Annotated in this window: 19 protein-coding genes; 5 read left to right on the forward strand and 14 right to left on the reverse strand. The window is 73.5% G+C overall.

All coding sequences use genetic code 11. The features are described 5' to 3' along the window. Window positions 1-79: 79 nt before the first annotated feature. From ACIP4O_RS26290 to ACIP4O_RS26305, 4 genes are all read right to left on the reverse strand, one after another. Window positions 80-652 (reverse strand): FABP family protein, encoded by a 573-nt coding sequence (locus tag ACIP4O_RS26290; RefSeq protein WP_401578094.1) that lies wholly within the window; start codon window positions 650-652, stop codon window positions 80-82. Window positions 653-957: 305 nt separating this feature from the next. Beyond that, window positions 958-1,947 (reverse strand): hypothetical protein, encoded by a 990-nt coding sequence (locus ACIP4O_RS26295; protein WP_401578096.1) that lies wholly within the window; start codon window positions 1,945-1,947, stop codon window positions 958-960. Beyond that, on the reverse strand, window positions 1,944-2,861 hold the full coding sequence (locus ACIP4O_RS26300; RefSeq protein ID WP_401578098.1) for a hypothetical protein: 918 nt from the start codon (window positions 2,859-2,861) through the stop codon (window positions 1,944-1,946). The genes ACIP4O_RS26295 and ACIP4O_RS26300 overlap by 4 nt, the downstream gene beginning before the upstream one ends. Further along, window positions 2,858-3,655 (reverse strand): hypothetical protein, encoded by a 798-nt coding sequence (locus tag ACIP4O_RS26305; RefSeq protein WP_401578100.1) that lies wholly within the window; start codon window positions 3,653-3,655, stop codon window positions 2,858-2,860. Before ACIP4O_RS26305 ends, ACIP4O_RS26300 begins: the two co-directional genes overlap by 4 nt. 127 nt (window positions 3,656-3,782) lie before the next feature. Here ACIP4O_RS26305 and ACIP4O_RS26310 point away from each other — a divergent pair, with 127 nt between their 5' ends. Continuing rightward, window positions 3,783-4,145 carry a DsrE family protein gene (locus tag ACIP4O_RS26310; protein WP_164291333.1) on the forward strand — a complete coding sequence of 121 codons (363 nt, stop codon included), beginning with the start codon at window positions 3,783-3,785 and terminating at the stop codon, window positions 4,143-4,145. A 28-nt stretch (window positions 4,146-4,173) separates the two neighbouring features. Then, a complete protein-coding gene (locus ACIP4O_RS26315) occupies window positions 4,174-4,872 on the forward strand; it encodes a GNAT family N-acetyltransferase (RefSeq protein WP_401578103.1) in 699 nt (232 codons plus the stop codon). A gap of 31 nt (window positions 4,873-4,903) precedes the next feature. On the opposite strand, the gene ACIP4O_RS26320 is transcribed toward ACIP4O_RS26315, so the two are convergent. From ACIP4O_RS26320 to ACIP4O_RS26365, 10 genes are all read right to left on the reverse strand, one after another. Next, a complete protein-coding gene (locus ACIP4O_RS26320) occupies window positions 4,904-5,989 on the reverse strand; it encodes a hypothetical protein (RefSeq protein WP_401578105.1) in 1,086 nt (361 codons plus the stop codon). After that, the gene (locus ACIP4O_RS26325) at window positions 5,986-7,584 is read right to left on the reverse strand and encodes a M48 family metalloprotease (RefSeq protein ID WP_401578107.1); all 1,599 of its coding nucleotides are present in this window, start codon (window positions 7,582-7,584) and stop codon (window positions 5,986-5,988) included. The genes ACIP4O_RS26320 and ACIP4O_RS26325 overlap by 4 nt, the downstream gene beginning before the upstream one ends. A 293-nt stretch (window positions 7,585-7,877) precedes the next feature. Next, window positions 7,878-8,111, reverse strand: coding sequence for a DUF3099 domain-containing protein (locus tag ACIP4O_RS26330; RefSeq protein WP_361323939.1), 234 nt, complete (start codon window positions 8,109-8,111; stop codon window positions 7,878-7,880). 261 nt (window positions 8,112-8,372) lie between these two features. Beyond that, window positions 8,373-8,660, reverse strand: coding sequence for a DUF1416 domain-containing protein (locus ACIP4O_RS26335; protein ID WP_361323942.1), 288 nt, complete (start codon window positions 8,658-8,660; stop codon window positions 8,373-8,375). A gap of 71 nt (window positions 8,661-8,731) precedes the next feature. Next, a complete protein-coding gene (locus tag ACIP4O_RS26340; RefSeq protein WP_401578110.1) occupies window positions 8,732-9,577 on the reverse strand; it encodes a sulfurtransferase in 846 nt (281 codons plus the stop codon). A gap of 200 nt (window positions 9,578-9,777) precedes the next feature. Next, window positions 9,778-9,858, reverse strand: coding sequence for an Ms5788A family Cys-rich leader peptide (locus tag ACIP4O_RS26345; RefSeq protein WP_356236317.1), 81 nt, complete (start codon window positions 9,856-9,858; stop codon window positions 9,778-9,780). 87 nt (window positions 9,859-9,945) lie between these two features. Beyond that, window positions 9,946-10,680 (reverse strand): DUF2993 domain-containing protein, encoded by a 735-nt coding sequence (locus ACIP4O_RS26350; RefSeq protein ID WP_401578112.1) that lies wholly within the window; start codon window positions 10,678-10,680, stop codon window positions 9,946-9,948. A gap of 157 nt (window positions 10,681-10,837) precedes the next feature. Beyond that, window positions 10,838-12,211 carry a hypothetical protein gene (locus ACIP4O_RS26355; RefSeq protein WP_401578114.1) on the reverse strand — a complete coding sequence of 458 codons (1,374 nt, stop codon included), beginning with the start codon at window positions 12,209-12,211 and terminating at the stop codon, window positions 10,838-10,840. A 10-nt stretch (window positions 12,212-12,221) separates the two neighbouring features. Then, window positions 12,222-12,476 (reverse strand): MoaD/ThiS family protein, encoded by a 255-nt coding sequence (locus ACIP4O_RS26360; protein ID WP_401578116.1) that lies wholly within the window; start codon window positions 12,474-12,476, stop codon window positions 12,222-12,224. Window positions 12,477-12,520: 44 nt separating this feature from the next. Then, a complete protein-coding gene (locus ACIP4O_RS26365) occupies window positions 12,521-13,585 on the reverse strand; it encodes an alpha/beta hydrolase (RefSeq protein WP_401578118.1) in 1,065 nt (354 codons plus the stop codon). Between the two features lie 292 nt (window positions 13,586-13,877). Here ACIP4O_RS26365 and ACIP4O_RS26370 point away from each other — a divergent pair, with 292 nt between their 5' ends. The 3 genes from ACIP4O_RS26370 to ACIP4O_RS26380 all read left to right on the forward strand — a co-directional run bounded on the left by ACIP4O_RS26370 (window position 13,878) and on the right by ACIP4O_RS26380 (window position 17,425). Beyond that, a complete protein-coding gene (locus ACIP4O_RS26370) occupies window positions 13,878-14,678 on the forward strand; it encodes a response regulator transcription factor (RefSeq protein ID WP_401578120.1) in 801 nt (266 codons plus the stop codon). A gap of 145 nt (window positions 14,679-14,823) precedes the next feature. Continuing rightward, complete coding sequence (locus ACIP4O_RS26375) at window positions 14,824-15,846, forward strand: LacI family DNA-binding transcriptional regulator (protein WP_401578122.1); 1,023 nt, start codon at window positions 14,824-14,826, stop codon at window positions 15,844-15,846. Window positions 15,847-16,318: 472 nt separating this feature from the next. After that, the gene (locus tag ACIP4O_RS26380; protein WP_401578124.1) at window positions 16,319-17,425 is read left to right on the forward strand and encodes a S1C family serine protease; all 1,107 of its coding nucleotides are present in this window, start codon (window positions 16,319-16,321) and stop codon (window positions 17,423-17,425) included. Window positions 17,426-17,526 lie beyond the last annotated feature (101 nt).

Raw genomic sequence — 17,526 nt, forward strand, 5'->3', positions numbered from 1 at the left:
GGGACCGGGCCGCGGAAAGGGCCGGGGACCGGACCGCGGGAAGGCGGCCCCGGCCCCGTACGAGGGCCCGCGCGGGGGCCTACTTGAAGAACGCGATGCCGTCGTCCGGCATGTCCGGCAGGTTGCGGGCCATCTCGGCGACCTGCTCGGGGCTCACGACCTTCTTGAGCTGCGCGGACATGTACGGGCGCAGGCTGACCTCGGGGGTCTGCTTCTCGCCGACCCAGAGCAGGTCGCTGTTGACGTACCCGTACAGACGCTTGCCGCCGCTGTACGGCTCGGCCGCCTCGACGCGGGCCACGGCGTCCGTGACGAGGTCGATCTGCGGCTTGCCCTCGGCGAGTTGCCCGTACCAGACCTCGACGACTCCGGCGTCACGCGTCATGACGGTCTCGACCTGGCGGTCCTTGCCGATCCGCCAGAAGCCGGACTCGGACTCCAGCGGGCCCACCTTGTTGCCGTCCTTGTCGAGCACCCAGCTGTGCGAGGTGTACTCCAGGAAGTCCCTGCCGTCGTGGCTGAAGGACAGCTCCTGCCCGAAATTGCACTTCTCGGCGCCGGGGAAGTCGAAGACACCCGCGCCGGCCCAGTCGCCGAGGAGCCAGGCGAGGGGGACGAGGTCGCGGTGCAGGTCGGAAGGGATCTCGATCATGATGTGCGGCTCAGCGATCTCTCGGGGTGGTCTCTCGGGCGACAGTGATCAGCGCTGGCCCTGGTACAGCTTCTTCAGCGAGAGGCCGGCGAAGGCGAGGACGCCGACGCAGACGAGCACGAGGAGAGTCGTGTAGATGGCCTCAAGCATGGAGTGCTCCTTGGGAGGGGCGGACCGCGATCGCGGGACCCGGTGGTCGGGCAGCACTCAGCTTAATCGGAGGCGGCGGCGGAGGTGGGGGCGAGGGCGGCCGGGTGGGGGTACCGGGCCGCCCTCGGCACCCGGGGCGCGGCGGCTCGCGTCGTTCAGTAGAGGAGCTGGCTCTGGAGGACCACGGTCTGATGGAAGGGGAGGGCCGGCGTCTTGCCCTTGCGGTCCATGATCACGAACGCCACCGTGTCGCCGGCCTGGATGTACGCGTGGCGTACCTGCCGCGCGCCGAACGGGGCCTCCTCGGCGTACGCGGCGGTGATGCCGAGGCGCACCTTGGGGCCGGCCTGCTTGCTGCCCTGGTCGATGTAGCTGAGGGAGGAGCCGAGGGGTTCGACCTCGGGGCTCCAAGCGGTGTCGATGGCGGACGTCTGGTAGTAGGACGCCTGCGCCTGCCCGGGGAAACGGAGCAGGTAGACGCGGGTGTGCGTACCGTCCGGCGTCGTCCAGCCGCGCGCGGTGACCTGACGCAGCCCGCCGCCTTCGAGGTTGTCGCGCAGCTCCTTGCGGTCCTCCTCGCGGTACTCGGCGAGGTAGCGGTCCGTGGGCACGACGCCACCTGGCAGCGCCCTGTCCGCTCTCGCCCCGGCGGGAGCGGGAAGCAGCAGGTCGCGCGGGTCGGCGAAGTGCAGCCCCGCGCGGTTCGCCTCGTCGCCCGGTTGCGGCTCGCCCTCGCGCAGGGCGGGCAGCGAGAGCGCGGGGTAGTCCCAGCGGCCGTCGCTCTTGGTGGAGAGCCCCGGCACGTCGTCGCGGTGCATCGCGGTGACGTACGCGGCGGCGCCACCGCCGAGCCCGGCGCACAGCACGACGGCGAGCCCCCAGCGGACGGCGGCACGGAAGCGGGGGCGCGTACGGAGAGGGGGACGGGGCGGGGCGGAGGGCTCCGCGACGGCGGGGGGCTCGGGGGGAACAGGAACCTGGGCGTCAGCCGGGCTCTCCGCGACGGCGGGAACCTCCGTGGCCGCCGGGGTATCCGTGGCCGGGATATCCGTGGCCGCCGGGATATCCGTGGCGGCCTTCGTCTCGGCCGCTTCGTCCGCGGGCGGCGGTCCGGCGGGGATGGGGGGCAGGAGCTGGTCGGTCATACGGCGGTCCCCGTGGACTTGAGGCGGTCGAGCTGGCGGGCGAAGAAGGCGACGGCTGCGTGGGAGTTCAGCGGGTCCGCTCCCGTGGCGTCGATGGCGACGCTGAGATCACCGTGCCAGGCGACGCATGTCAGACGTGCGAGATCGACCGCGGTGCCATCGGTGTCCTCCATCCCGGGCATCCGGAAACAGGCGGCGTCCTTCGCGTGCCCGGGCACGGCCGGCCCCTTCTTGAGGTTCTTCTCCATGGCCGCCACGCTCGGCTTGAGGACCGACGCGGCGGGCTTGCCACCCTTGGACTGCGAAAGGCTGACGATGTAGACCGAGTCGTCGGGAGCCGCATAGCTGCGCACGGCCAAGGCGCGGGGCGCCGAGGTGCGCACGACTCGGTCCACTCCCTCGCGCTCCTCGGCGCCGAGCCCCTGCCCGGCCGCCGACGAGGTGAGCCACTGGGCGATTTCCCGGGAACTCAGCTCGACGTCGTCGCTCCCCTCCGTCACGTACGGGCCGAGCGCGTAGCCGTCGGGCACCGGCAGGAGCTGGCGCTGGAGTTTCCCCTGCGCCGAACCCTTTCCGTACGTGCTCTTCGGCCGTTTCGCCGCCGGGGCGTCCGTGTCCCACTGCCGGGTCGCGACGGTACGGTCCGCGCCGTCCACGCTGTGCTTCACGTACGCGAAGGAGCCGGCGCCCGCGCCGACGAGCATCACGGCGGGGAGTGCGTAGCCGAGGACGGTACGGAGCCGGGGGCGCCGCTTCCGTACGGGCGCGGCCCCTGCCGGTTCCACGACCTCGGCCGACGCGGTGACAGCCTCCGCCCGCGCGGTGACAGCCTCCGCCGGCGTCGTGGCCTCGGCCGGTCCCACCGGTTCCGTGGCCTCCGCCGTGGGGTTCACCGGCGGTTCGTTCTCGCTCACAGGCGCTCCCACTGCTTCTTCGCGGCCTCCGTCAGCTTCGCCTCACTGACGGGTGACGTGCCGAAGAAGACCATTTCGATGTTGACGTTCCCGCGCGAGCCGAACACGGCGCCGCCCCACATGGGCGGGTAGCCGGAGTGCGGAGGCTCCTTCCAGCGGAAGACGGAGGTTCCGGGGGCGACTTCGTCGGCGGTGGACCCGTCGTCCAGCTGGAAGTACGCGCCGTTGTCCGTGGCCCGCTGCGCGGCGTCGTCCTTCGAGCCCGGCCGGAACTCGATGAGCCGTACGTAGCCGTACAGGCCCCTGCCGTCCGTCCAGTTCTCGCCCGCGAAGCGGACCGCGCCGGTGCGGACCAGTTCCGCCAGCGTCTCCCCGGAGTCGTCGTACTCGACCGCGTACCTGGCGATGTCGTCGGTACGGAGGGTGCCCTTGCCGAAGACTTCCTTGCCGGCGCGCTTCCAGCCCTTGGGCGGGGCGACCACGAGCCGGTCCAGGCCGCCCCGGTACACGAGCTGGTGGTCCTGGTTCTCCTCCAGCGGCGGGCGGGAGCCCTTCGCGTCGGCCGGGAGCGCCTTCTTCGGGTAGCTCAGTCCCGGCTGGGCGAGGGGCGGGAGCTGCTTGGGGTGGCGGTCCGCCTGGACGTGGTAGCCGTAGGCCGTGCCGCCGCCGAGGCCGAGCACGGCGGCGGCGACGAGCAGCAGCGTGGTCGCTCCGCGCGGGCGGCGCGGGGCGGGCGCGGCCGGCTCGCTCGCCTCCCCCTCTTCGTCTCGCTTCCCGCGTCCGCGCAGGTTCACGCAATCCCCCCAGGGTGTCGTAAAAGTGATCTTTTTGCCGAAAACTGTGGGCGCATCGTGCAACCGTGTGCACAGAAGACCCACACTTCCCCCAGGGAGTTGTACACCGCACCGTTACGATTCGGCCATGGCAAATAAGCTGGTGATCAAGGTGACGGCGGGTGCCGACGCGCCCGAACGCTGCTCGCAGGCGTTCACGGTCGCCTCGGTGGCGGTGGCGAGCGGCGTCGAGGTCTCGCTGTGGCTCACGGGCGAGTCGTCGTGGTTCGCGCTGCCGGGCCGCGCGGCGGAATTCGAACTCCCGCACGCCGCACCGCTCCCCGACCTGATCGAGGCCATCCAGGCGGGCGGCACGATCACCCTGTGCACGCAGTGCGCGGCGCGCAGGGACATCGCGCAGAAGGACGTCTTGGAGGGCGTGCGGATCGCGGGGGCGCAGGTCTTCGTGAGCGAGATCATGAAGGACGGCGTCCAGGCGCTGGTGTACTGACGGGCTCGGGCGCTGACGGGGGGGAGCGATGGCGGATCTGCTGGGGGCGGCCCGCGGCCTGTGGTCCGAACTCGCCGGATTGCCCCAGGAGTTCCCCTCGACGGCCGGTGAGGTGCGGGTCGCTGTCGCGCCGGGGTCGCGGCTGTGCCCGGACGGCTGGGTGGGCGTGGTGACGCTCGGCGGGACGGCGCTCGTGACCGTACCGGACGAGGAAACGGGCGAACTGGTGCGCGGGGCGCGGACGTTGACGGAGTCCGGGCTGCGCGAGCGGTTGCCGGTCACGTCCGTACTGGGGCCTGCGGCGCTCTCGTACGTATCCGGAGAGGCGTTCCTGCCGGTCGCACCCGGCGCGCCTCAGGTCGAGCGACTTCCGTCGGCACACGCTTACTTGCGTGAGCTGGAGCGAGCGGCCGGGGAAGCGGACGCGGCCGAGGCGTCCCTCGACGAGATCACGTCCCCCGCCTTCGTGATCCGCGAGCACGGCCGCCCGCTGGCAGCGGCGGGATACGCCCACTGGCCGCACCGGACCGCCCACCTCTGCGTCCTCACCGCCCCCGGGTCCCGGGGGCGCGGCCTGGCCCGTACCACCGCCTCGGCGGCGACGGCCCACGCCCTCGCCGCCGGGCTCCTCCCCCAGTGGCGTGCCCGTCCGCCCGCCTCCCGCCGCGTGGCGGCGGCCCTGGGCTACCTGGAACTGGGCACCCAACTCAGCCTGCGGCTGGGGTAACGGGGGGGGCGGCGCGGGCGGGCGCAGGGGCTCAACGGGCCTTGCGCAGCACCCCGTCCCGGACTTCCTCGTACGCCTCCGCGGGGCGCGCGAAGTACGTCCACGGCGCCGCGCCGATCCGGCCGTCGACGAGGCGGAACTGCTCCCGCGCCTCCCCGTACCGCTTCTGCTCGGCCAGGAAGTACGCGGCCAAGTGGCGTACCTGCGGGGCGGTCCGCGCCTCGGGCGCGGCGGCGAGCGCGCGGAGCGCCGCGTCGGTCGCCGCACGCGCCTGAGGGCTCGTGAACGGGTCCTTCATGTCGTTCCGGTGCTCCCAGCGGGCGAGGAGCGGCAGGATCGCGAGCATCGACTCGGGCGGTGCCCCCGCCGCGGCGCTCTCGGCGAACTCCATCGCCAGTTCCCGTGATCCGCGCCACTTCGCGCACCAGTACTGCAAGGCCGCCCAGTGCCCCTGGAAGTGGTACGGGTCGAGCGCGACGATCCGCGCCCACAACTCCCGCATGGACGCGTGCGGTTCGCCCATGCCGAAGGCGAGCGGGATGGAGGCCACCAGCGGGGTCGGGTCCTCGGGGTTCAGCGCGATCGCGCGATCGAGGTCGACGCGCGCCTGGTGGAGCACCTGGTGGAAGCCGCGGAACTGCTCGGCCGTCGTGTGGTCGGCGGTGAGCGAACCCCGGATGTTCCAGGCGAGGTCGACCGTCGAATCGCCCCGTACGAGAGCGGCCTCCGGGTCGCCGGGCCGGGCCCGTTCCCAGGCGGCGAGCCAGGCGTCGTCCTCGGCCGCCCGCTCCGCGAGCCGCGAGACGCAGTTGCGCCGCAGCCACCAGTCCGTGCCGCTCTCCCGCACGAGCGCGGCGGCCGGTTCCCACTCCCCGCGCACCACGGCCTCGACGGCGGCCTCGACGCGCGGATCGGGGGCCGCGGTCCGCTCGGTGTCGAGCCGTTCGCGCGGCAGGAACCCGGCCGCCTCGGCCCGCTCCCTGACCCGGGCCTCCCGCGAGTCCGCCGCCGTGTCACGCGGCAGCGTGATCCCGCCGCGTTCGTTCCGCCGCTGCTTGCGCCACGACAGCAGCAGGGACACCAGCATCACGGCGAGTGCGCCGCCGACCACGGTCATACGAGTCCGTCCTTCGGGGTGTGCGGGCCGCCCCCCAGCGCGCACAGCGCGCGCAGCGGCCCGGTGTCGGGGCGGTCGGCGAGCGCCGCCTCGATCGCGTGCTCCAGGGCGGGCCCGCCCTCGTCCCGGCTCTCGGCCCCCTCCTCCAGCGGCGCCCCGCGCTCGCCCGTGAGCACCGCCGCGTGCGGGCCCTCCCACGAGAACTCCCAGCGCAGCCGCCCCCGTACGGAGAAATCGGCGAGCACCATGCGGTGCAGTTGCACGCGCAGCAGCGGCCTCAGCATCGTCTGACGCGCGCGGCCCTTCGCGGCACGGGTCTCGGCGGAGGCGGGCAGGTGGCGGGCGAGTTCCCACAGCTCGCCCGCCTCGATCACGGAGAGGAGCGTGGGCAGCCCGGCCGTGCCCTTCTCGCGCACGAGGGCACGGGGCAGCGGGGCGTCCTGGTCGCCGAGCCGGGCGTCCATGGAGCGGGTGAGCAGGTCCGGCCAGTCGGCCGCGCGCGCCCAGGTGCCCGACGGCGGTGCCTTGAGCACCGCGTCCTCCAGCGCCGCGAGCGGCTCTCGCGGCGCCTCCAGCAGTGCGAAGGCCGCCGCACCGCCCTCGTCGGTGCGCCCGTCGTCGGGCAACTCCTCGATCCGGCGCACGCGCGCGGCGAGCGGCGGGTGGGAGTCGTACGGCGAGGACGAGTCGTGGGGCAACTCGGCGCGCAGCCCCACCAGTTCGAGCTGCCGGGCGTCGAGCAGCCGCCCGTACCCGCCGAAGACCTCACCGCGCGGCGGCAGCAGCCCCTGATCGCTGCCCGCGAGGGCGTAGGCGTCGAGGTAGAAGGCGAAGGAGGTTTCGAGCGCGGGGAGTTCGCGCAGCGCCGAGGCGGTCGCCGTACGGCCCGCGAGGCGCGCGGCGAGCCGGTCGGCGGCGTACTCCTGGCGGCGCGCGTCCTGGAGCGTGACGCGCAGGACGAACGTGCCGTAGCCGGTGTACAGCTTGGCCAGCAGACGGTGCAGGACGTTGCGCTTCTCGGTCTTGCCCTCACCGGCCTCGCCCCGCAAGTGCGCGACGGTACGGGCCACTTGGCCGCGCACCCGTGCGGTGATGCCGCTCAGGCGCGTGTCCGCGTGGGCGTAGTGCCCCAGCTCGTGCGCGAGCACCCCCCGCAACTGCGCCTCCGTGAGGCCCTGGAGGAGCGGAAGCCCGAGGTACAGCTCGCGCGGTCCGGGGACGAGGCCGAGCAGCCGCGTGCGTTCGCTGACGGCCGCGTTGACGTCGGCGGTGAGCAGGATGCGCGCCGGGGCGCGGGTCCCCGCCGCCTCGGCGAGCGCGCGCACCAGCTCCCACAGCCGCGGCTGCGCCTCGGTCGTCAGCTCGACCCCGTGCGGCCCCTCACCGCGCGGGGTGCGGACCAGCGCGAGGCCGCGCACGAGCGGTACGGCGAGGACGACGGACAGGATCTGGAGCCGGATGACGCCGATCCCGTGGTGCCCGGAGGTCACGAGGGCCCAGTCCCCGAGACCGAGCAGCGCGAGCAGCACGAGGCCGACGAGATAGAAACCGGCGAGCAGTACGAGAGCGCGCAGCGCGCGCGTGAATGCGCCCATCGGGCGTGGTCCCCCCACGGAACACGGAAGTGGAATCGGTCCAGGCCGTGGGCGGTGCGCGCCCGGGGTGAACCCGGGGGCATCGGACGCGAACGGCGAGGTGGGGGGAGTATTTCCCGCGAGTTGTGCGCGAGGCAAGAAGGATTCGTGAAGCTGCCACGTACGTCCCGTTTGGTACGGGCCGTGAAGGGGCGGGGCACGCGGGACGGGGCAGGAGGGCGCGGGGCGGGAGGGGGCAGGAGGGCTCGGGGCGGGAGGGGGCGGAGGCGGGCGGCCGGGTGCCCGGCGGGCGCTCAGCGGCGCTTGCGGTGCTCGCTGTCGTCGTCGTCCTTCTCGTCCCACCAGCGGTCCTCGGGGCCGCGCCGGTTGGCGACGATGGCGGCGACGGGCGGGATGACGAGGGCGACGACGCACATGGCGATGGCCGCCGGGACGGACCAGATGCGGACGAAGGCCCAGGCGGAGACGAAGAGGACGAGGCAGATCCCCATCATGAGGAAGTAGGCGCGCCTCCGTCGTGTGTACATCCCTCCACGGTAGGACGCCCGGAGGAGGACGGCACGCGCGGCGGGCCACCGGGACGGGCGCGGAGGGCGGCACCCGTCCCGCACGGCACGAAGCGGGGGTGCCCGTCCGTGCGGCGCGCAGCGGGCGTCTCCGTCCCGGACGGCGCGAAGGGCCGTACCCGTTGTGTCAGGAAGCGTCCAACCCCCTGGGGCACGGCCCTCCGGCCGGTTCGTGGCTCCCGCGCGTCACCCGCGGGAGCCGTACTGCCTGCTCAAGACCGCTCAGACCGCGATCGCGACCTCCGCGAGCCCGCCCTGCTGCGCGACGACGGTGCGGTCCGCCGTGGCGCCGGGGACGAGGGCCCGCACGGTCCAGGTCCCCTCGGCCGCGTAGAAGCGGAACTGCCCGGTCGCGGAGGTCGGGACCTCGGCGGTGAACTCGCCCGTCGAGTCGAGGAGCCGCACGTACCCGGCGACGGGCTCGCCGTCGCGGGTCACCTGCCCCTGGATCGTCGTCTCACCGGGCAGAATCGTCGAGGCGTCAGGGCCGCCGGCCTTCGCTCCACACATGAACTACTCCTGTAGCGGGTCGGGGTGGGGTGGTACGTGAGGACTACGCGCGGGTGCGTAGTCCCTCGGGACTACTTCGCGGCGCCGAGCTCGATCGGCACGCCGACGAGGCTGCCGTACTCGGTCCAGGAACCGTCGTAGTTGCGGACGTTCGGGACCTCAAGGAGCTCGTGCAGGACGAACCAGGTGAGGGCCGAGCGCTCGCCGATGCGGCAGTAGGCGATCGTGTCCTTCTCCAGATCGACCCGCTCGTCGGCGTAGAGGGCCTTCAGTTCCTCGTCCGACTTGAAGGTGCCGTCGTCGTTGGCGTTCTTCGACCACGGGATGTTGCGGGCGCTCGGCACGTGCCCGGGCCGCTGCGACTGCTCCTGCGGCAGGTGCGCGGGGGCGAGCAGCTTGCCGCTGAACTCGTCGGGCGAGCGCACGTCGACGAGGTTCTCGGCGCCGATCGCGCTCACGACGTCCTCGCGGAAGGCGCGGATCGAGGTGTCCTGCGCCTGCGCGGTGTACGTCGTCGCCGGGCGGGCCGGGACCTCGGAGCCGTCGACGAGGTCGCGGGAGTCCAGTTCCCACTTCTTGCGCCCGCCGTCGAGGAGCTTGACGTCCCGGTGGCCGTACAGCTTGAAGTACCAGTACGCGTAGCTCGCGAACCAGTTGTTGTTGCCGCCGTAGAGGACGACGGTGTCGTCGTTCGCGATGCCGCGCGCGGAGAGCAGCTTCTCGAAGCCCTCCTGGTCGACGAAGTCGCGGCGCACCGGGTCCTGGAGGTCCGTCTTCCAGTCGATCTTGACGGCGTTCTTGATGTGGTTCTTGTCGTAGGCCGAGGTGTCCTCGTCGACCTCGACGACGACCACCTTCGGGTCGTCGATGTGGGCCTCGACCCAGTCGGCGTCGACCAGGACGTCACTGCGGCTCATACTCTTCTCCTCCGTCGTGCGGGTCGCGGGCGGTGTCGCCCGGCAGGGGTGCGCGAAGTGCGGGATGTACGGGGCGATGCGGCCCGTAGCGGGAGCGGGAGCGGACGGGCCGGGGCCGAGGGGCCCGGGGGAAGGCGTCACGCACCGGTGTCGCGTACGGCTTCGGGGCTCTCGGCGCGGGATCGCCGCCCGCGCGGGTGTCAGGAAAGGCGACAGAGCATGGCGGCGACGCGGCACAGGTCCACTGCCCGCCGCTTCGTGAGGTCCGCCTGGTGCGTCATGGCTCCGATCGTAGGGACCGATTCCGGGACATGTCACCGTCCGTTCGCATGGTGAGACGATGTTGTCCGCGATGCGGGCGCCGCAGCTCAGGCTGCGTCCTCGCGCAGATCGAGGTCCTTCCCCGAGAAGCGCACGCGCACGCCGTCGCTCCCGGCCCGTACGGAGTCCAGCCGCAGCCCTTCGGGCAGGTCGCTGACCTTCTGCTCGACGTCGAGCGCCCGCGCGGATTTCCCCGGCAGCGGGATGCCGAGGTCGGGGAGGGCGTCGGCGTGCAGGACGAAGTGGTCACCGCCCTTGAGCGAGAGGGAGCACAGCACGGTGAAGGTCCCCGGGAGCGCGTGCCCGAGGACGCTGCCCTCGACGCCCACGGCGATCCGCCCCTTGCCGCCGTCCTTGAGCGAGGCGACCTTCGCGGAGACGCCGGAGGCCACGGGTATCTCCTCGCCACCGAGGGACTTCACGAGGTCCCGGTACGTGATCCGGGCGCTCCCGGACACGTTCTCGACCCGCGCCCGCTCGTAGTCGTCCTCGAACCGCACCCCGCGCAGCGCGGCATCGATCCGCGCGACCCTGACGCGCCCCTGCTCGGTCCGCGCCCGGTATCCGTCCATGCGGACGTCGACGTGTTCCATCCGTCCCGAGACGACCTGCGTGAGGAACGGGAACCCCCGGATGCCCACATCGGCGTCCTCGACCCCCTCCCGCTCCTCGACCCGCTTCGCGGCCTCCCCCTCGGCCCGGTGCAGCGCCCACCGGTCAGCGAGGAGACCGCCTCCACCGAGGAGGACGACGAGCACGACGACTATTCGCAGGAGACGCATGACGAACGGTTACCCCCTGTACCGGTCTGCAATTGAGCCCTCCCGAGGTCCCCCGGGCCGCACCGGAAAAGGAATCCGCACCAAAAAATCCAGCCCCTCCGGCGTTTGAGGAGCGGGGTCCGGGGCGGAGCCCCGCGAGGCCCGCCCGGCACAGGGCTCACCCCACGAGCGACCCCAGCCACCACACCACCGGCGCCGCCGCGGCCAGCGGCAACGCCACCCCCGCCGTCATGTGCACGAACCGCGACGGATAGTCGTACGACGCCACCCGGTGCCCCACCACCGCGCAGAGCGCCGCCGCGAGTCCCACCACGGCCCCCGCCCCGGCCCCGAGGCCGCCGACGGCCCCGCCGAGCACACCGGCCACGACCCCCACGACCACCGCCGCGAGGAACGACGCCGGCAACGGCAACCGCACGCTCCGAGCCACGATCGCCCCCGCCACCGCGAGGGTCCCCGCGACCACGGCCCCCGAGTCCGCCGCGAGGAACCCCGCCCCGCACACGGCGAGCGCGGAGGAGACGACGGTCGCCATGAGCCCGTACAGCCGCTCGTCCGGCGAGGCGTGGCTGCGCAGCTGGAGCACGACGCACAGCAGCACCCACACCCCCGCCGCGCCGATGATCGCCCCGGGCCCGGAGTCCGCCGCGAGGACCCCGATGTCGGCGACGACCCCGCCGAGGAAGGCGAGCGCGATGCCCTGCCGCGCGGGCCACATGCCGTTGAGCCGGAACCACCCGGCGGCCGTGACGGCCTGGAGCACGACGAGCGGGAGCAGCAGCGCGTACGAGCCGAGCGCCGCGCCGCCCGCGAGGAGCAGCGCGAGCGCGGCGGTGAGCGCGGCCGGCTGCGTCCCGGGGTAGATGATCGGCGAGCGGCCCTCGGCACGGGCGCGCTGCGCGTCGGAGATGCGCGTGTTCCCGGCGAGTGTCGCGGGCCCGAAGCCGGCTCCCGCCGGCGGCGCGGCGACCGGCTCCGCGGGAGCGGCGGGCGGCACGGGCGGTTCCGTCACCGGAGCGGCGGGCGGCACGGGCGAGGGTCCGGGCGGCGGCGTGTAGGCCCCGTACGCGTACTCCTGCCCCTGGGACTGCGACCGCTGCTCCCGGGACAGCGACTGCTGCTCCCGGGACGGCGACTGCTGCCCGTACGTCACCGGCTGCCCGTACGTCTCCGGCTGACCGTACGGCGCGAAGCCGGGTCCACCCTGCGAGAGGCCGGTCCCGTCCCGCGAGACGTAGGGGTCGGCCCCGTACGGTCCCGGCGGGCGTTCCTCGTACGCGGCGGGCTGGACGGGCGGACCGGGCTGAGCGGGCGGACCGGGCTGAAGAGGCGGCACGGGTGGCAGGTACGCCGTCGCCTCGGCCGCCGACTCCGGCGGCACCACCGGCTGCACGGAGGTCTCCCAGGTCTGCGCCTGCCAGGTCTGGGTCTGCTGCATGTCGTCCTGCTGCCCCTGCCCCGGCTGCTGGCCGGTGGGCCACTGCTCCTGGGGCTGGGCGGGCCCGTACGGGTCGTACGGCTGATTGCTCATGGTGTGCGGTTCACCCTCCTGCGAACGGCGGGAGCACCTCGACCGTGCCGCCCTCGGCCAGACGTACCGTCTCATGCGGACGGCTCCCCACGGCATTCCCGTCGACCAGGAAGGAGGAGCGGTCCAGGACCCGGACCAGCTCTCCCGGATGGCGGACACGCACCGCCGCCAGGGCCTCCGCGAGCGTCGCCGCCTCGTACGGCTCCTCCGCGGTCCCCGCCGCGGCCTTCGCCGCCGCCCAGTACCGCACCGTGCCCACTGCCACGCCGCGCTCCTCTCCGGTCCACCCCCGCACCCGCGGGGCGTCCATCATGCCCCCGCCGCCGCGCCCGTCCGCTCCGCCCACCGCCACAGCCGCCCGAGCAGCGCCTCGTCCGTCGCGTTCTCCGCGTGCCCCATCCCGCGCTCGATCCACAACTCGCCGTGCGTCCCCGCGGCCCGCTGGAGCGCGCGCGGGTGGTCGAGCGGGAAGTAGGGATCGCGGTCGCCGTGCACGAGCAGGAGGGGCACGGGGGCGATGTACGGGGCGAGCGCGGTCGGCGAGAGCGGTACGGGGTCCCAGTCGCCCGGCCTGATCCGGGTACGGAAGCCGAGCCGGCCCACCGTGCGCCCGAGCCGCCGCGTCACGAGCCAGTGCAGGCGCCGCATGGGCGCCGTGCCCCGGTAGTACCAGCGGGCCGGGGAGCTGACGGCGATGACGAGATCGGTGCGGTCGGCGCGACCGCCGTCGAAGACGAGGCGGTCGGCTTCGGAGAGCGGCGCGGGGAGGAACGCTTCCGCCCCGTGTGCTCCGCCGCGCGCTTCCGTGCGCCCCCCGTTCGTACCGGCCGCCGTACGGGCTGCCGTACCGGCCGCAGTACTGGCTGCCGCCGCGTTCGCCGCCGTGTCCGGCACTCCGCCCGCCGCTCCGCCCGCCGCCCCGTCCGGCGCCGCCGGTAGCTCCGCGAGCCCGTGCAGGCCCGCGTGGCGCAGGACGACGGAGCCGCCCATCGAGAAACCGAGCGTGATGACACGGCTGTGTCCGAGTGAACGCGCCCAGGTGACGGCGGCGGCGAGGTCGAGCACCTCGCTGTCACCGACCGTGGAGCGGCCCCCGGAGCGCCCGTGGCCCCGGAAGGAGAAGGTCACGACCGCCGCGTGCCGGGCGAGGAAGTGCGCGGCGCGCCGTACGTGGGGCCGGTCCAGATCGCCGGTGAAGCCGTGCGCGAGGACCACGACGGGTCCCCCGACCGGCCCAGGCCCCGGCTCGTACGCCGCGTCGATCCGTACCCCGTCCGCCGCCCGCACAGTGGCGCGCGCCCTGCGCGGGCCGTGCGCCCCGGTCCCCTCCGTGACCGGTCCTACAGGTCCGGAACCTGCCGTCGTCGCGCTCATGTGGGCTATTCTCCTCGGCAGAGGACCTGGGCAGCGAAGCCCCCGGGTCCTTTCGTGCTTTCCGGCGCGTTGTATACGACCGGCCCCCACCGGGTGTGTGCAGCGGGCCGCGAGGACACGGGGCTCCCCGGGGACGCGGGGGCCCGCGGCTTCCCCGTACGAAGAAGTGCCGCATATCCCGGTCGCGCACCGGCCGGGGACCCATCGGTACCGAGGAGGAACCTGTGATGGGCGAGCGAGACGCACACCATTCCAGCCGGCCCCGCACGACCACGGAGGCAGGTGGCCTCCGATGAGTTCCCTGCTCCTCCTGACCAACGCCCTCCAGCCGTCCACGGAGGTCCTGCCCGCGCTGGGCCTGCTCCTGCACAACGTCCGCGTCGCGCCCGCCGAGGGGCCCGCGCTCGTGGACACCCCGGGCGCCGACGTGATCCTCGTCGACGGCCGCCGCGACCTGCCGCAGGTGCGCTCCCTGTGTCAGCTCCTGCGCTCCACCGGGCCCGGCTGTCCGCTCCTGCTCGTCGTCACCGAGGGCGGCCTCGCGGCCGTCACCGCGGACTGGGGCGTCGACGACGTCCTCCTCGACACGGCGGGTCCCGCCGAGGTCGAGGCGCGGCTGCGGCTCGCGACGGGCCGCCGCCAGAACGCCGCCGACGACAGCCCGATGGAGATCCGCAACGGCGACCTCTCCGTCGACGAGGCCACCTACAGCGCGAAGCTGAAGGGCCGGGTCCTCGACCTGACCTTCAAGGAGTTCGAGCTGATCAAGTACCTCGCGCAGCACCCGGGCCGCGTCTTCACGCGCGCCCAGCTCCTGCAAGAGGTGTGGGGGTACGACTACTTCGGCGGCACCCGCACGGTGGACGTCCACGTGCGGCGCCTTCGCGCCAAACTCGGTCCCGAGCACGAATCACTCATCGGTACTGTCCGCAATGTGGGATACCGCTTCGTGACTCCTGAGAAGCCGGAACGCGAACGGACGGAGAAGTCCACCCCCGAGCCGACCGCCGCCGAGCAGCCCGAGACCGACCGGGACGAGGCCGCCGCCGCCGAGAAGAGCGAGGTCAGGGCCACGACTCCGGCCAAGCGCTGAACCGCTCCGCGTCCCCGTGGCGGGGGCGGCCGCCCGGTCCCTTCCGGATGGCTGCCCCCACCACGGGGTTTACGTCCTTTTTGCGCTCCCGGGCCGCCGTTCTCGGGCCCTGGGCAGCGCTTTCACCCCGCGTAGACTGCCCGGCGTGGCCAAGGTGACGCGGGACGACGTGGCGCGGCGGGCGGGGACTTCGACCGCCGTCGTGAGCTACGTCATCAACAACGGACCCCGGCCGGTCGCCCCGGCCACGCGCGAGCGCGTGCTCGCCGCGATCAAGGAGCTGGGCTACCGGCCCGACCGCGTCGCGCAGGCGATGGCCTCGCGCCGCACCGACCTCATAGGGCTCATCGTGCCCGACGCGCGCCAGCCGTTCTTCGCCGAGATGGCGCACGCGGTCGAACAGGCGGCGTCCGAGCGCGGGAAGATGGTCCTGGTCGGCAACTCGGACTACGCGGACGCCCGCGAGGTCCACTATCTGAGAGCGTTTCTCGGCATGCGGGTCGCGGGGCTCATCCTCGTCTCGCAGGGCCCCAGCGAGACCGCCGCGGCCGAGATCGACGCGTGGGACGCGCGCATCGTGCTGCTGCACCGCCGCCCATCGCCGATCGACGACGTCGCCGTCGTCACCGACGACGTCGGCGGCGCACAGCTCGCGACCCGCCACCTCCTCGAACACGGCGCCCCGTACGTGGCCTGCCTCGGCGGTACGGAGCAGACCCCGGCCGAGGGCGACCCGGTCTCCGACCACGTCGAGGGCTGGCGCCGGGCGATGACGGAGGCGGGACTGCCGACCGCCGGCCGCCTCTTCCAGAGCCCGTACAACCGCTACGACGCCTACAAGGTCGGTCTCGAACTCCTCGCGGGCCCCGAGCGGCCCCCGGCCCTCGTCTGCGCGACGGACGACCAGGCGATCGGCATCCTGCGCGCGGCCCGCGAGCTGCGCATCGATGTCCCCGGCGAACTCGCGGTGGCCGGCTTCGACGACGTCAAGGAAGCCGCCCTCACCGACCCGCCCCTGACCACGGTCGCCTCCGACCGCACCGCGATGGCCCGCGCGGCCGTCGACCTCGTCCTCGACGACGCCCTCCGCGTCAGCGCCCCCCGCCGCGAACGGCTGCGGGTGTACCCCTCGCGGCTGGTGATCCGGCGCTCGTGCGGGTGCGGGTGAGGCAGGGGGTGGCGGGGCTCGGCGGGGGGCGGGGGAAGCGCGCGCAGTGCGGGTGAGGGGTGTGGGTGACGCGCGGGCGCGGGGTTGCGGGTGAGCGGTGTGGGTGACGCGCGGCCTGCGGACTCTCGTCATCCGATCGAGTGGCGGGATTTTTTACTTCGGGGAAGTTATCCACAGATTTGCGGGGATGGTCGGGGGGCTCGGCCGATTTGCGGAAGACTGATAGCAGGGGAGCCCCCCAGGGCGGGTGGGGGCTGTCCGCTGAGCGAGCGGGCGCGGGCTGTCCACCGAGCGGCCGGAGTCTGTCCGTCACGGCAGGTGCGGGCACCGCGCCCCCGAGCCTGAACGCCCCCCGCCCAGACAAGCTCAGCACGCCCGCCGGATACGTCTTTACATCGGGCAAACAGCCTTCTGCCGCCCTTCTCAGCCCCGTCTCAGGGACCTCTCATGATCCGCGGACACGCTGAGACGCATGACCGAGAACCCGTACGGCCCCAGCACCCCGTCCGCAGCGACCCCGGCACCCGGGACGGCCCCCGCACCCGGGACGACCCCGGCGGCCTCGTACCCGCCGCCGCCCGCGTTCGAGCCCGACCCCTACGCCTACCCGGTCGAGTCCCCCGCGGCCCCCGCCGCCTCCCGCAAGCGGCTGCGGCTGCGCGGCCCCGCCGGCATCCTCACGGCCGTCGCGGTCGCGGCGGCGGTCGTCGGCGGTGCCACCTCGTACGGACTCCAGCAGCTCGGCGGGAACGACGGCGGCGACACCGTCACGATGGTGAGCGGTACGACGGTCTCCGAGTCGAGCAAGGGCACGGTCGCGGGCGTCGCCTCCGCCGTGAGCCCCGCAGTCGTCGAGATCAGCGCCGCCTCGAACGCGGGCCAGTCGACGGGTGCGGGTGTCGTCATCACCTCGAACGGCGAGATCGTCACCAACAACCACGTCGTCTCGGGCGCCCAGCAGATCAAGGTCGCGCTGAAGAACGGCAAGAGCTACACGGCCGAGGTCGTCGGCACGGACAGCTCCAAGGACCTCGCGCTCATCAAGCTCAAGAACGCCTCGGGCCTCAAGGCCGCGACGCTCGGCAACTCCGACAACCTCCAGGTCGGCGACAACGTCGTGGCGATCGGCTCCCCCGAGGGCCTGAGCGGCACGGTGACCAGCGGCATCGTCTCGGCCCTCGACCGGGACGTCACGGTCGCGAAGGAGAGCGGCGGCTCGCAGGGCCAGGAGCAGCAGGGGCAGGGCCAGGGGCAGGGCCGGCAGGGCTTCGGTGGCGGCGACAGCGACTCGTGGCCCTTCCAGTTCGGCGGCGAGCAGTTCAACGGCGACACGGGCGACACCACGACCACGTACAAGGCGATCCAGACCGACGCCTCGCTGAACCCGGGCAACTCGGGCGGCGCCCTCATCGACATGAACGGCGCGATCATCGGCATCAACTCGGCGATGTACTCGGCCGCGTCGAGCGGCGGGCAGTCCTCCTCCTCGGACGCCGGCAGCGTCGGCCTCGGCTTCGCGATCCCCGTCAACACCGTGAAGGCCGACCTGGCCAAGCTGCGCTCCGGCGCACAGGACTGAACGGCCCGCCGGGCCCCGGCGTGACAGGCTGGACGCCGCCACCACCGGCACGCACCCCACGCGGGACGCCGCCACCACCGGCACGCACCCCACGCGGGACG

Source organism: Streptomyces sp. NPDC088923 (genome assembly GCF_044749745.1).
In the GTDB taxonomy this organism is placed as follows: domain Bacteria; phylum Actinomycetota; class Actinomycetes; order Streptomycetales; family Streptomycetaceae; genus Streptomyces.

Bases quoted from the DNA above. Each gene is read 5' to 3' on its own strand.
- ACIP4O_RS26290 (WP_401578094.1), bottom strand. From the start codon at position 652: ATGATCGAGATCCCTTCCGACCTGCACCGCGACCTCGTCCCCCTCGCC.
- ACIP4O_RS26295 (WP_401578096.1), bottom strand. From the start codon at position 1,947: ATGACCGACCAGCTCCTGCCCCCCATCCCCGCCGGACCGCCGCCCGCG.
- ACIP4O_RS26310 (WP_164291333.1), top strand. From the start codon at position 3,783: ATGGCAAATAAGCTGGTGATCAAGGTGACGGCGGGTGCCGACGCGCCC.
- ACIP4O_RS26315 (WP_401578103.1), top strand. From the start codon at position 4,174: ATGGCGGATCTGCTGGGGGCGGCCCGCGGCCTGTGGTCCGAACTCGCC.
- ACIP4O_RS26320 (WP_401578105.1), bottom strand. From the start codon at position 5,989: ATGACCGTGGTCGGCGGCGCACTCGCCGTGATGCTGGTGTCCCTGCTG.
- ACIP4O_RS26325 (WP_401578107.1), bottom strand. From the start codon at position 7,584: ATGGGCGCATTCACGCGCGCGCTGCGCGCTCTCGTACTGCTCGCCGGT.
- ACIP4O_RS26330 (WP_361323939.1), bottom strand. From the start codon at position 8,111: ATGTACACACGACGGAGGCGCGCCTACTTCCTCATGATGGGGATCTGC.
- ACIP4O_RS26335 (WP_361323942.1), bottom strand. From the start codon at position 8,660: ATGTGTGGAGCGAAGGCCGGCGGCCCTGACGCCTCGACGATTCTGCCC.
- ACIP4O_RS26340 (WP_401578110.1), bottom strand. From the start codon at position 9,577: ATGAGCCGCAGTGACGTCCTGGTCGACGCCGACTGGGTCGAGGCCCAC.
- ACIP4O_RS26345 (WP_356236317.1), bottom strand. From the start codon at position 9,858: ATGACGCACCAGGCGGACCTCACGAAGCGGCGGGCAGTGGACCTGTGC.
- ACIP4O_RS26350 (WP_401578112.1), bottom strand. From the start codon at position 10,680: ATGCGTCTCCTGCGAATAGTCGTCGTGCTCGTCGTCCTCCTCGGTGGA.
- ACIP4O_RS26355 (WP_401578114.1), bottom strand. From the start codon at position 12,211: ATGAGCAATCAGCCGTACGACCCGTACGGGCCCGCCCAGCCCCAGGAG.
- ACIP4O_RS26365 (WP_401578118.1), bottom strand. From the start codon at position 13,585: ATGAGCGCGACGACGGCAGGTTCCGGACCTGTAGGACCGGTCACGGAG.
- ACIP4O_RS26370 (WP_401578120.1), top strand. From the start codon at position 13,878: ATGAGTTCCCTGCTCCTCCTGACCAACGCCCTCCAGCCGTCCACGGAG.
- ACIP4O_RS26380 (WP_401578124.1), top strand. From the start codon at position 16,319: ATGACCGAGAACCCGTACGGCCCCAGCACCCCGTCCGCAGCGACCCCG.